This window comes from Cedecea neteri, assembly GCF_000757825.1.
Classification (GTDB): domain Bacteria; phylum Pseudomonadota; class Gammaproteobacteria; order Enterobacterales; family Enterobacteriaceae; genus Cedecea; species Cedecea selenatireducens.
Map to the genome: position 1 here is coordinate 275,002 of NZ_CP009451.1, position 12,725 is coordinate 287,726.

The 12,725-nt window shown below is 51.6% G+C and carries 9 protein-coding genes and 1 pseudogene; 6 read left to right on the top strand and 4 right to left on the bottom strand.

Annotation, left to right across the window (positions count from 1 at the left end; all coding sequences use genetic code 11):
- Positions 1–3: 3 nt before the first annotated feature.
- A pseudogene (locus JT31_RS24025) lies at positions 4–180 on the bottom strand (ISNCY family transposase); the annotation flags it as partial.
- Positions 181–1,203: 1,023 nt separating this feature from the next.
- Positions 1,204–2,988, bottom strand: coding sequence for a sigma-54 interaction domain-containing protein (locus JT31_RS01190; RefSeq protein WP_038482604.1), 1,785 nt, complete (start codon positions 2,986–2,988; stop codon positions 1,204–1,206).
- 448 nt (positions 2,989–3,436) lie between these two features.
- Here JT31_RS01190 and ygeW point away from each other — a divergent pair, with 448 nt between their 5' ends.
- From ygeW to arcC, 5 genes are all read left to right on the top strand, one after another.
- Positions 3,437–4,624 carry a knotted carbamoyltransferase YgeW gene (gene ygeW, locus JT31_RS01195; protein WP_038472373.1) on the top strand — a complete coding sequence of 396 codons (1,188 nt, stop codon included), beginning with the start codon at positions 3,437–3,439 and terminating at the stop codon, positions 4,622–4,624.
- Between the two features lie 63 nt (positions 4,625–4,687).
- On the top strand, positions 4,688–5,887 hold the full coding sequence (gene dpaL, locus JT31_RS01200) for a diaminopropionate ammonia-lyase (protein ID WP_038472375.1): 1,200 nt from the start codon (positions 4,688–4,690) through the stop codon (positions 5,885–5,887).
- A 33-nt stretch (positions 5,888–5,920) separates the two neighbouring features.
- Positions 5,921–7,132 carry a YgeY family selenium metabolism-linked hydrolase gene (locus tag JT31_RS01205; RefSeq protein ID WP_038472377.1) on the top strand — a complete coding sequence of 404 codons (1,212 nt, stop codon included), beginning with the start codon at positions 5,921–5,923 and terminating at the stop codon, positions 7,130–7,132.
- Positions 7,133–7,183: 51 nt separating this feature from the next.
- Positions 7,184–8,599, top strand: coding sequence for a dihydropyrimidinase (hydA, locus tag JT31_RS01210; protein WP_038472379.1), 1,416 nt, complete (start codon positions 7,184–7,186; stop codon positions 8,597–8,599).
- Between the two features lie 12 nt (positions 8,600–8,611).
- Positions 8,612–9,544 carry a carbamate kinase gene (gene arcC, locus JT31_RS01215; RefSeq protein WP_038472382.1) on the top strand — a complete coding sequence of 311 codons (933 nt, stop codon included), beginning with the start codon at positions 8,612–8,614 and terminating at the stop codon, positions 9,542–9,544.
- A 57-nt stretch (positions 9,545–9,601) separates the two neighbouring features.
- Here the strand turns inward: arcC and yqeB are convergent, their stop codons facing one another.
- Both yqeB and yqeC read right to left on the bottom strand, forming a co-directional pair.
- Positions 9,602–11,227: a selenium-dependent molybdenum cofactor biosynthesis protein YqeB gene (gene yqeB, locus JT31_RS01220; RefSeq protein ID WP_038472384.1), complete on the bottom strand. Its 1,626-nt coding sequence runs from the start codon at positions 11,225–11,227 to the stop codon at positions 9,602–9,604.
- Positions 11,228–11,269: 42 nt separating this feature from the next.
- The gene (gene yqeC / locus JT31_RS22880) at positions 11,270–12,028 is read right to left on the bottom strand and encodes a selenium cofactor biosynthesis protein YqeC (protein WP_071842914.1); all 759 of its coding nucleotides are present in this window, start codon (positions 12,026–12,028) and stop codon (positions 11,270–11,272) included.
- Between the two features lie 34 nt (positions 12,029–12,062).
- On the opposite strand from yqeC, the gene JT31_RS01225 reads away from it, so the two are divergent.
- On the top strand, positions 12,063–12,650 hold the full coding sequence (locus JT31_RS01225; RefSeq protein WP_038472387.1) for an NTP transferase domain-containing protein: 588 nt from the start codon (positions 12,063–12,065) through the stop codon (positions 12,648–12,650).
- Positions 12,651–12,725 lie beyond the last annotated feature (75 nt).

A 12,725-nucleotide genomic window follows, 5' to 3' on the forward strand; every position in this document is an offset into this window, starting at 1 on the left:
TCCCTGAACCAGCTTTATCTTCTCCAGGGCACGTCCCAGCCGCTTGTTATCGATGATGGCGCCCTGGTCAAGTTCTCCCAGACGGTCGTAAGTGATAAAGGGCAGGGAAGTGCCACTGGCCCGGAGCTCGATAGTGCCGTCCGGATACTGACAGACATCGATGTATTTCCCCTGAAAACGATGGTTTTCTTCATTAGCAGCTCCTTAGTATCTGTTTCTGTCATGTATCCAATAAAGAATGCCACAGCCGATTATTAAAATTGCGAAAAATACGATGGTTTGAGCTGTACTTGTTCCATACCACGCCACTTCTGGTTGAAAAGAATTTTCAGGTCGCCATCCTGCTTTGTAATCGAGAATTGGAGTGAAGCATGCCCAAAGTGTTGCTAGTGCAATTGGTATAACTGAGCGTAAAAAACCGCTATAGGTAATCAAGCCAAAAACAACAAGCCATACTAATGTCTGTCTGAGATCTCCAGCCGGCTGGCTGCAAGGCGTGTTGTCAGACGCCGGTCAATAACGTCCTGAAGGATCCTGAGTCGGTTCACATCGTTCATCGAGAAAAACTCCGTTCCGTATGCCGTCATGAGTCTCATCCTTTGGAAGCAGCGATCGCTGTGGTGAGACTGTAGCGCGGACATGTCTATTTGGTCAGAGACGGACATCTCAATTTAGCTACCACATCCTTGGTGCGCATAATGTATATTATGTTAAATTGAATACGCACCAGTCCTGTCCATATCCGATGCATACCTCCTCCTGGCATTATGACCTTACCTTATGCTGTAGCTTCTATTCCTCGAACCGTAATGGAAGATCGTTGATCGGCGGACGCACTTCGATTTCGACCGGCAGTAATACCCTGCCTTGGTAGACCTGCGCCAGGCGTGGCTGTGGCTGGGGGCTTCCGGGTTTTGCTCCATCACAACGCCTGATACACCGGTGATTCACTTAACACTTTTTATTCAAAAGTGGCCGGCATGGCAAAGAAGATGAAGAACCGATCAATATGCCGCCGTTAATGCCATGATTATAAAGGAATTAGTGGATTACCCGTGCGCTACGTGAATTCTGGTATTTTGGCAGTACCACAATGCGTCAGAATTCACATATGGAATGCAAACTCATGTTCAAGAAAACGCCCCCTCATTATCTGAAGCTGTAGAGCATTGTGCTATTAAGCTTCCTCGTATGTTCTTGAACCTATGCGATATTAAGGTCATATTTTTTTATCTTGCGGTACAGCGTAGCAATCCCAATGCCTAGTTCGTCTGCCGCCTGTTTTTTGTTGCTATACCGGGTTAAGGCATCGCGAATCATCTGCCGCTCCATCTCCTCCAGCCCGGTAACGCCCTCCTCTTCTTTTGCGGTCATGACGCGGGCAAGTGGCGTTGTCGGCTCAATGCGCTCATTCAATTTTCCGCTGTTGATCAGATTTGGTGGCAACAAAGACACGTCAATCACTTCACCAGACGGCACGACATGCACCAAATACTCCATCAAGTTGCTCAGCTCGCGGATATTGCCCGGCCACCGATACTGCTTCAGCAGCGTTATCACTTCAGGCGCAACGCCGGGATACACCAGCTCAAGTCGTCGGGTATGCAAATGAAGAAAATAATGAATCAGAAGCTCAATATCATCTTGTCGCTCCCGCAGCGGCGGCAGCCGGAGCGGAATAACGTTCAGCCGGTAGTAAAGATCCTCGCGAAATTTGCCGTCGGTGATAAATTGGTTAAGGTTTTGGTTGGTCGCCGAAATAATACGAATATCCACCGGTACGGGGTGGCTGGCACCCACCGGTTGAATTTCACGAGATTCAATTGCGCGCAGCAGTTTCGCCTGGAGCGTTAACGGCATATCGCCAATTTCATCGAGAAATAAAGTACCGTTATTTGCCGCCTGAATAAGCCCGATTTTGCCGTTAGCCGAAGCGCCGGTAAACGCCCCTTTTACGTAGCCAAAAAGCTCACTTTCCAGCAGCTGCTCTGGAATCGCAGCACAGTTAATAGCGATAAACGGCTTATCTTTACGGTCGCTGAGCGTATGTACCGCCCTGGCGACAACTTCTTTGCCGGTACCGCTTTCCCCTGCAATCATCACGCTGGTAGGGCTTGGTGCTATACGGCTAATTAACTTTTTTAGCTGCCGCATTGGCCGGCACTCTCCCACCATTTGCTCAATCTGCGGCCCCTCCTGCGGCGTCGAAATATCGGCTGAAGTATGTGACTGATGAAACGCCATGAGAAACAGCCATTGATCCTGGACAGCATGAAGCTGGCCAATGATCAGTTCTTTTTTATCATCGATAGAAATAACGTGCTGCATATGACCACGAATAAAATTTTGAGCAAAAGTCAGAGGGCGAAAATTAATCGCTTTACCCATTATACTGTCCTGACTTACCCCAAGTATTTTTAACGCCGCTTGATTGACGAACTTGATATTTTGCTCCTGACTGACGACCAATACTCCCTGATCCATGTTATCAATCATCGTTAAAAACATTTTTTGGATATTATCACCGCCACTTTGATCTTCAAGTAAGCGCGAAACAAATATAGAGGATACGTGACGAACGTAATCGGAAAACTCGGTGATGTTATCGTTTATTCTTTCTTGCTGATCGCACGTTAATGCGACCAGACTAATCACGCCTACGCACTGCTCTTGATAAATAATGGGAGTGCCGAGGAAGGCTTTTTCTTTACAGGTTTCTTTACTCTCACAACCTTTACACAGTGGATCAAAGCGTGAGTGGGCGACTACCTTTTCCTTTTTTGTTTCGATAATGTAACGAAGAAGTCGCGAGTCTGTATTTAATTTTCGCCCAAGAAACTTTCCGTAAGTTCCCGTGCCGGCAACCCGGCACAGCGCATTGTCGACAATTTCAACCTCAAGTTGAAGTACGCTCGAGAGCATACGGGCAAAGCGTTGAATAGTAGGCTGAATTTGCATCAAAATGGATGGTGTATTCGAAGGTATCATAATATCACTCACTGAAAGCAATGCCGGGTGAACAACCGTACGTGTGGTTTTTGATGATACTACCTCAGCGCCAGGCAATAATTGATTCAGGCAGACTCTCTTTTGTACACTTAAAGGAAATATGGAATTCGCATCACACTTTATTATCAATATGATAATTGATGATGCTATTTTATCAATTATGTAAATTTCTCGCCCGGCATGTAATCCCCTCCCCCCTTAATCGGTATGCAAATATATACATAACGATTCCGGACATTAAACCTACGACAAAAAACCTCATTCGATTGTCTTGATTTCGTGACGCCCCTCTCATAACTCCGTCATTTTCACGTTCAAAACCGAATTAATCAGCAGTTGGCATGTTTATTGTTAGTTGAATTACAGCGCTGGCCTTAATACACCGCCACCAACAATTAACAAGCTGCTTCACTACCAGGATTGAAAAATGAAAACTGTTAACGAACTGATTAAGGATATCAACAAGCTTAATTCCAGCCTGCATGAGAAAGACTTTCTGCTAACGTGGGAACAGTCTCCTGACGAACTGAAACAGGTACTGGACGTGGCTGAGGCGTTAAAGACCCTGCGAGCCGAAAATATTGCCACCAAAGTGTTTAACAGCGGTCTGGGAATTTCCGTGTTCCGGGATAACTCAACCCGCACCCGTTTCTCTTATGCCTCCGCGTTGAACCTGCTGGGGCTGGCACAGCAGGATTTAGACGAAGGAAAGTCACAGATTGCACACGGTGAAACGGTGCGTGAAACCGCCAATATGATTTCCTTCTGCGCCGATGCCATTGGGATCCGTGATGATATGTTCCTGGGGGCCGGTAACGCCTATATGCGTGAAGTGGGTGAAGCGTTGGACGATGGCCACAAACAGGGCGTTCTGCCTCAACGCCCTGCGCTGATTAACCTGCAGTGTGATATCGACCATCCTACGCAATCCATGGCCGACCTTGCCTGGCTCAGTGAACATTTCGGCTCGCTGGAAAACCTCAAAGGCAAAAAAATCGCCATGACCTGGGCGTATTCACCAAGCTACGGCAAGCCACTCTCTGTACCACAGGGCATTATCGGCCTGATGACTCGTTTTGGGATGGACGTCACCTTAGCGCATCCGGAAGGCTATGACCTGATCCCGGATGTGATTGAGGTGGCTAAAAACAATGCTAAAGCTTCCGGCGGAAGCTTCCGTCAGGTGACCGATATGGCCGAAGCCTTTAAAGATGCGGATATCGTCTATCCGAAGTCCTGGGCGCCTTATCAGGTGATGGAACAGCGTACCGAACTGCTCCGTGCCAATGACCATGAAGGCCTTAAAGCGCTGGAAAAAGCCTGTCTGGCGCAAAACGCGCAGCACAAAGACTGGCATTGCACCGAAGAGATGATGGCAAAAACGCGCGACGGTGAAGCGCTGTATATGCACTGCCTGCCTGCCGATATCAGCGGCGTTTCCTGTGAAGAAGGTGAAGTGGCCGATACCGTGTTCGAAAAATACCGTATCGCAACCTACAAAGAAGCCAGCTGGAAGCCCTACATCATCGCCGCCATGATCCTCTGCCGTAAATATGCCCAACCTGGACAACTGCTCGAAGAGCTGCTCAGCGAAGCGCAAAAGCGCATCAAATAACCTCTCCGGCTGGCCTACGGGCCAGCTCTACAGTTTCATCATCATGACGAATAAGGACAGAACATGTCTGCTTTCTCACTGAAAATGGATATCGCCGATAATCAGTTTTTCACAGGTGAAACCTCGCCGCTGTTTTCCCGCGGACAGGCACAACAGGCGCGGCATTTTCATCAAAAAATAGCGGGTTATAAACCGACGCCGCTGTATGCACTGAACGAATTGGCCGCGCTGTTTGGCGTGCGAAAAATCCTGGTTAAAGATGAGTCACAGCGCTTTGGCCTCAACGCTTTCAAGATGCTTGGAGGCTCCTATGCTATCGCCCGGCTGCTGTGCGAAAAGTATCAGCTGAATATCGATGATCTGTCGCTCGAAGATCTTAAAACGCGCATTACCGAAAAGATGACCTTTGCCACTACCACCGATGGCAACCACGGACGTGGCGTTGCATGGGCCGCTAAACAGCTTGGGCAAAACGCGGTGGTGTATATGCCTAAAGGCTCGGCACAAGAACGCGTTGACGCCATTGTGCGTCTGGGTGCCGAGTGCATCGTCACCGACATGAACTACGACGATACCGTACGTTTCACCCTGCAAACCGCGCAGAAAAACGGCTGGGAAGTCGTGCAGGACACGGCCTGGGATGGCTACACCAAAATTCCAACCTGGATTATGCAGGGTTACGCCACGTTAGCCGATGAGGCCGTCGAACAAATGGCTGCAATGGGCATTCCCCACCCTACTCACGTGTTCTTACAGGCAGGCGTTGGTGCTATGGCCGGCGGCGTGCTGGGCTATCTGGCTGATGTATACGGCGCCCGTAACCTGCATTCGGTGATTGTCGAGCCGGAACTGGCCGACTGTATCTATCGCTCCGGCATTAAAGGTCAGATCGTTAACGTCGGTGGTGATATGGCCACCATTATGGCCGGTCTGGCCTGCGGTGAACCAAATCCGCTCGGCTGGGAACTGCTGCGCAACTGCTCTACACAATTTATCTCCTGTCAGGACTCGGTCGCCGCTCTGGGAATGCGTGTGCTGGGTAACCCGCTCGGCCAGGACCCTCGCGTTATTTCCGGTGAATCCGGCGCAGTCGGCCTGGGCATATTGACTGCTATCCACTACCACCCTCAGCGCGAAGCGCTCATGAACAAACTGCAGCTGGGCAGCGACTCCGTCGTGCTGGTTATCAGCACCGAAGGCGACACCGACGTGAAACACTATCGGGAAGTCGTCTGGGCGGGTAAGTACCCGGCCGCACTGTAATGCACAACAAATTCAGAACTGGAGAACATATTCATGGCTAAGCATATTCCGTTTAAATTGATTCTTGAAAAAGCAAACCACTACCAGCAGGACATGACCCGTTTCCTGCGCGATATGATTGCCATTCCGAGCGAAAGCAGCGACGAAAAACGCGTCGTTCACCGTATAAAAGAAGAGATGGAGAAAGTCGGCTTCGACAAAGTAGAAATTGACCCAATGGGCAACGTACTGGGCTATATCGGTCACGGCCCGCGCCTGGTGGCAATGGATGCGCATATTGATACCGTAGGTATCGGCAACGTCAAAAACTGGAGCTTTGATCCGTATCAGGGGATGGAAACCGATGAGCTGATTGGCGGTCGCGGCGCGTCTGACCAGGAAGGCGGAATGGCATCGATGGTTTATGCCGGGAAAATCATCAAAGATCTCGGTCTGGAAGACGAATATACACTGCTGGTTACCGGCACGGTGCAGGAAGAAGACTGCGACGGCCTGTGCTGGCAGTACATCATTGAACAGTCCGGTATCCGCCCGGAATTTGTCGTCAGTACCGAGCCAACCGACTGTCAAATCTATCGCGGGCATCGCGGGCGTATGGAAATTCGCGTCGATGTCCAGGGCGTCAGCTGCCACGGCTCTGCGCCAGAACGCGGTGATAATGCCATTTTCAAAATGGGCCCAATCCTTAACGAGTTGCAGGGGCTTTCACAGAATCTGGGTAATGACGAGTTCCTCGGCAAAGGTACCCTGACCGTTTCCGAAATTTTCTTTACCTCCCCAAGTCGTTGTGCGGTGGCTGACAGCTGTGCGGTGTCTATCGACCGTCGTCTGACATGGGGGGAAACATGGGAAGGGGCGCTGGAAGAAATACGCGCCCTGCCGGCGGTACAAAACGCGGGGGCAGCCGTGTCGATGTATCACTACGATCGCCCGTCATGGACTGGCCTTGTGTACCCAACCGAATGCTACTTCCCAACCTGGAAAGTTGAAGAAAACCACTTCACCGTCCGGGCGTTGAGCAATGCCTACGAAGGTCTGTTCGGCAAAGCGCCGGTGGTTGATAAATGGACATTCTCCACCAACGGCGTGTCTATCATGGGCCGCCACGGTATTCCGGTCATCGGTTTTGGCCCTGGCAAAGAGCCTGAAGCCCATGCGCCAAATGAAAAAACCTGGAAATCACATCTGGTGACCTGTGCTGCGATGTATGCCTCCATCCCTCTGAGCTGGCTGGCAACCGAGTAGCTCTGCCCCGTCATTCCTCCCGTCGTTCGCGGCGGGAGTCTGGAGTTCTCTATGCGCGTATTGATTAAAAACGGCATTGTGGTCAACGCTGACGGCCAGGCAAAACAGGACCTCCTGATTGAGAATGGCCTGGTCAGCCAGCTTGCCGATGATATAGACGAAATCACCGTGGAGCAGCCCTGCGAAATTATCGATGCCAGCGGATGTTATGTGATGCCCGGCGGCGTTGATGTTCACACTCACTTCAATATTGATACCGGGCTGGCCCGCAGCTGCGACGACTTCTTTACCGGCACTCGCGCAGCGGCCTGCGGTGGCACGACCACTATTGTTGATCATATGGGCTTTGGTCCGGTGGGCTGCAGGTTGCGCCATCAGCTTGAAACCTACCATGGTTACGCAGCCTACAAAGCGGTTATCGATTACAGCTTTCACGGCGTGATTCAGCATATTAACCACGCCATCCTCGATGAAATTCCAATGATGGTTGAAGCGGGGATCAGCAGCTTCAAGCTCTATCTCACCTACCAGTACAAACTCAACGATGATGAAGTACTTCAGGCGTTGCGGCATCTGCATCGCGCCGGAGCTCTGGCCACCGTTCACCCTGAAAATGATGCCGCAATAGCCCGCAAACGCGCTGAGTTTTTAGCAGCAGGTAACACCGCCCCCCGCTATCACGCTCTTAGCCGTCCGTTAGAATGTGAAGCGGAAGCCATTGCCCGCATGATCAATCTCGCCCAGCTCGCGGGTAATGCACCGCTGTATATCGTGCATCTCTCTAACGGTCTGGGGCTGGAATATCTGCGTCTTGCCCGTTCGCGCCACCAGCCGGTGTGGGTCGAAACCTGCCCGCAGTACCTTCTGCTGGATGACCGCTGCTACGAACGTGAAGATGCGTTGAAGTATCTGCTCAGCCCACCACTGCGCAATGCCAGCAATAACGATGCGCTGTGGTGCGGCATTGCCGAGGGCCAAATTGACGTGCTGGCGACCGACCACTGTGCGTTTTCTATGGCGCAGCGGCTGCATCTTTCCGGCGGTGATTTTAGCCGCTGTCCGAATGGCCTGCCGGGCGTAGAAAACCGCCTGCTGCTGCTGTTTTCGCACGGCGTGATGACCGGGCGAATAACGCCTGAGCATTTTGTCTCGCTCACCAGTGCTAACCCGGCAAAACTCTTTGGCCTGTGGCCGCAAAAAGGTCGACTTGCTCCCGGAGCCGATGGCGATGTGGTGATTATCGATCCGCGTCGAACCACGACCATTCGCCACGAAATGCTGCACGACAACGCAGATTATTCACCGTGGGAAGGCTTTGTCTGTCAGGGCTCTATTCGCCAGACTTTGTCTCACGGTCGGATAATTTTTAATAACGGCAGCTTCACCGGCATCGCAGGTCAGGGGCGTTTTATCCGCCGAGCCCCCTTTTCCGCCGCCCATTTACCAATGCGCGGCAATGCATCCTAAAGTGAGGAATCCATGAGTAAAAGAATTGTGCTCGCCCTCGGCGGCAACGCCTTAGGCGAGGATCTGGCCGGGCAAATGCAGGCCGTAAAACAAACATCGCAAGCTATCGTCGACCTGATTGCTCAAGGCCATCAGGTAGTCGTCACCCACGGCAATGGGCCGCAGGTAGGGATGATTAACCTGGCTTTCGAAGCCGCCGCCAAAACCGATGCACATACGCCAATGCTGCCGATGTCGGTCTGTGTGGCACTCAGCCAGGGCTATATTGGTTACGATCTCCAAAACGCTCTGCGTGAAGAGTTACTGTCTCGCAATATGCATATTCCCGTGGCGACGCTGATTACTCAGGTGGAAGTGGATGCCAACGATCCGGCGTTCAATAATCCAACCAAACCTATCGGTTCGTTTTTCAACAAGGAAGAGGCAGACCAGCTTTCCCTTAAGGGGTATGTGCTGAAAGAAGATGCCGGACGTGGCTACCGCCGGGTCGTCGCCTCGCCAAAACCGATTGATATCATTGAAAAAGAAACGGTTAAAGCGATGATGGATGCCTGCCACGTAGTGATCACCGCCGGCGGCGGCGGGATCCCGGTGATCCGCGAAGGTAACCATCTGCGGGGCGCTAGCGCGGTTATCGACAAAGACTGGGCCAGTGCCAGGCTGGCGGCGATGATTGACGCAGATATGCTGATAATCCTTACGGCGGTGGAAAAAGTGGCCATCAACTTCGGTAAACCAAACGAACAGTGGCTGGATAATTTGTCGCTGAGCGATGCCGAGCGATTTATTGCTGCAGGCCATTTCGCCAAAGGTTCAATGTTGCCGAAGGTGGAGGCCGCCGCTTCTTTTGCCCGTTCACGCCCTGGTCGCAAAGCGCTGATCACCGTATTGAGCAAAGCAAAAGAAGGTATTGAGGGTAAAACAGGGACCGTCATTCAGGGGTAGGTTAACTAATCTGGCCAACACATTACACATCGTGTCGGCCAAATTAACAAAGCGAGATCAGGCCATCGTCAGTAACGTTTTATTCTTCTTCACGTTTTGATTCATTAAGGTCATCAATGCCTCAAGCACCCCACCGCCTATCGCACGGGCTTTATCCGACACGCTGGTGTAATCCGCCTTCTCGCCCCGAGGATCGATATCACTAATCTTAAAACCGGTATCCACCACCAGCCCGTCGTTCAATAAGCCTCGAACCATGCCGCTTAACGGTGCCAGGATCTCTACATCGCCTACGGTAGCAATCACCTCACCTTCACTGACAATATCCCCCAGCTGCACTCGGGAACACATTACGCCCGCACCCGGCGAGCGAATCACCCGCCTTGAGGTGTGCCCCATGATATTCCCCGGTACGCCAGTATTTTCCTGCGACCGGCCCTCATATATGACCTTCCCCAGCCAGTGACCGCGATTCGTTTCAATCACTGCGTGACAGTCCTGCCCGGCGTTAAAGCCAGGACCAAGCGCGATAACCGCTGGCGCCAGTTCCCGGTGCGTGCCCAGATTTTCTTTCGCCAGGATAGCATCCACCACACAGCCTGGCTGCAGTTCCTGAAGGGATTCGCATAGCGGGTCGACAAGCACCGGAATCGCGCCATTATCCGCTAGTCGCAGCGCTTCCTGCACCGTAGAGACACGTTTCGCTTTTACCCCTTCAACCGTCATTTCACCGTCAAATACCGCCTGAGCAAACGCAACGGTACGGCGGATAACCGTGGGTTTTTCAACTTCCAGCATGATGACCTTAAAGCCCGCGTGCCATAGCCGCAGCGCCACGCCGGTGGCGATATCGCCAGCGCCACGGATCGCAACCCGCAGCGGCCGGGACGGTATTTCCGTGCTCATCATCAGCCCGCCTGGAGCCTTGTTTTTAACCTGTAAAATCTCGGCCAGCACGCTTATGGCAATCTCATTCGGCGTTTCTGCGCCAATGTTATAGCCCACCGGGGCATGTAATCGGGCAATTTTCTCTTCCGCCACGCCGTTTTCACGCAGCTGGCGCAAAAAGACCTGCACCTTACGTTGGCTCGCCAGCAGCCCCAGCCAGGCGCCTGGCAGCGCTATAAGCCGGTCTAAGGCTTCACGATCTTTATTATTGGTGGCAATCAGCACAAAATTATCGGGGCGAATTGCCAGTTTCTCTACCGCAGCACTGAAGGTGTCCGCATGTAGTAGCTGCGTTAGCGGCGGAAAAAATGCGGGGTTAAGACTTTCCGGATAGATATCCGCCACTGAGATTTCAAATCCCAGCAGTGCGGCACTTTGGGCGACTGCACGGTTAACGTGCCCTGCGCCAATAAGTACCAGCCGCGGGCGCAGGCCGTGAACGCTGATATATACCGACATCGCACCGCCGCAGTCAGAGCCCACGGCGTCGTTGCCGTTTCTCACCATACGGCCATGAAACATTCTTGCGGCTTTTTCATTAATCGCTTCAAGCGCTTCATCAATGACCCTGCGCTCCACCATGCCGCCTCCGATAGTTCCCAGGATACTGCCATCATCGAGGATCAACATTTGAGCGGAATGCCGTGGCGTGGAACCTCTGCTATCGACAATCTGAGCCAAAGCAAAGGGACGGTTTTGTTCTTCCAGTCTTGCAGCTTCTGAGAAAATATTCATAACAACCTCAAATGGATATCCTTTCATTACCCCGAAATGGAGTCACTTTCTCACTCGTCTGCGCGTAATGGCCTGGTTCTCCTGTACCGACCCGGCCCATATCACGTCTACCGCACCGCCTGTCAACAGATCACCTTCCTGTAAATTCTCATTTTGAGAAAGTTGGTTAAGCAGCCAGATGCGTCGACAACCCGGCGGTGTTCCTTTGAACGCGCCCTGTGGATGTTGAATCAGGCGATGCAGCATGGGCCAATTCAGCCTGTCACCCTCGGAGGAACCGGTTATGCGGGAAAAAAAGGGCCAGCGATGCACTGTCGCTGGCCCAAGGGCTTTTCCAAGCATACCAGCGCCCGTGATAGCAACTACGCAACAACAGGATAATGGGATGCAAGGTTCATGCTCATTTGGCGCTTTTATGGCAAAACCGTGAGCACCGTCCGCTTCTACCAGCACAACGTCAACATTACCTGCAGCCAGCAAGGCATCAAGCTGCGCGGGCGTAAAACCTTTGACCTTGCCCACGTTCGGCAACCAGGCTGAAAAACAAGCTTGCAGAGGGCTTTGCCATACCTCTGCGGGTAAAGCCAGGGGATCGCGACAGAAGGTAACCGGCAGGTGCCGCGGCAGGAACATATGAGTGGTGGTTGTTAGCAGAACTCGTCGCCCTGCCTGCTGCAATACCCTCGCCAGCCATAATAAAGTACTGGTTTTCCCTCCCGCCCCAACGGCAGAAATTAGCAACGGGCCGACGGTGACGTTTAAATCACAAAAAAGTACGCCTGCATGAGGTATATTTTCCATTGTGTTTTGACGACTCCATAATGTTGAAGGGGATATGAAACAAGTCGACTGTATTATTCCTGCTGCAGGCCTTTCTTCACGCATGGGCCAATGGAAAATGATGTTACCCTGGCACAGTGGCACAATACTTGACGCAAGCATTAAAAATGCGCAGCAATTTTGTTCGCATATCATTCTGGTGACAGGTCATCGCCATGAAGAGCTTGAAGCTCGATATTTTCGACAACCCGGCATTACCCTTGTTCATAATCCAGATTATCAACAAGGGCTTTTTTCATCGGTATCCGTGGGCGTAAATAAGGCCGCGGCAGATTATTGCTTCATTAGCCTGGGAGATTTGCCCTGCCTGCATCGGAACGTATTCGACTCACTGTGGGAACAACGAATTAATGGCGCATTACTGCCTCAGTACCAGGGGACGCCGGGCCACCCAATTCTGGCGAAACGTGATATTTTGCAGAAATGTTTACAACACTATAGCGGGCAGTCAGTTCGTTGCGCCCTGCTGGCCAACAAGCATAAAATTATAGCGCTGGATTATCCTGAAATTATTTTTGATGTCGACACACCAGAAGACTTCAGCCGCCTGCAGCATTATCAAAAGCCCCCCAACCGTCAGTGAAATTATCATATTGATAGGTAAGTATTGTTTTTGAGAAATAGGGGAAAAAGATTTTATTAAGTGATTTTAATTCGT

Excerpts from the sequence above, each read along its gene's own strand:
- JT31_RS01225 (WP_038472387.1), top strand. The coding sequence starts at position 12,063 with ATGAAACAAGTCGACTGTATTATTCCTGCTGCAGGCCTTTCTTCACGC.
- yqeC (WP_071842914.1), bottom strand. The coding sequence starts at position 12,028 with ATGGAAAATATACCTCATGCAGGCGTACTTTTTTGTGATTTAAACGTC.
- JT31_RS01190 (WP_038482604.1), bottom strand. The coding sequence starts at position 2,988 with ATGATACCTTCGAATACACCATCCATTTTGATGCAAATTCAGCCTACT.
- hydA (WP_038472379.1), top strand. The coding sequence starts at position 7,184 with ATGCGCGTATTGATTAAAAACGGCATTGTGGTCAACGCTGACGGCCAG.
- arcC (WP_038472382.1), top strand. The coding sequence starts at position 8,612 with ATGAGTAAAAGAATTGTGCTCGCCCTCGGCGGCAACGCCTTAGGCGAG.
- dpaL (WP_038472375.1), top strand. The coding sequence starts at position 4,688 with ATGTCTGCTTTCTCACTGAAAATGGATATCGCCGATAATCAGTTTTTC.
- ygeW (WP_038472373.1), top strand. The coding sequence starts at position 3,437 with ATGAAAACTGTTAACGAACTGATTAAGGATATCAACAAGCTTAATTCC.
- yqeB (WP_038472384.1), bottom strand. The coding sequence starts at position 11,227 with ATGAATATTTTCTCAGAAGCTGCAAGACTGGAAGAACAAAACCGTCCC.
- JT31_RS01205 (WP_038472377.1), top strand. The coding sequence starts at position 5,921 with ATGGCTAAGCATATTCCGTTTAAATTGATTCTTGAAAAAGCAAACCAC.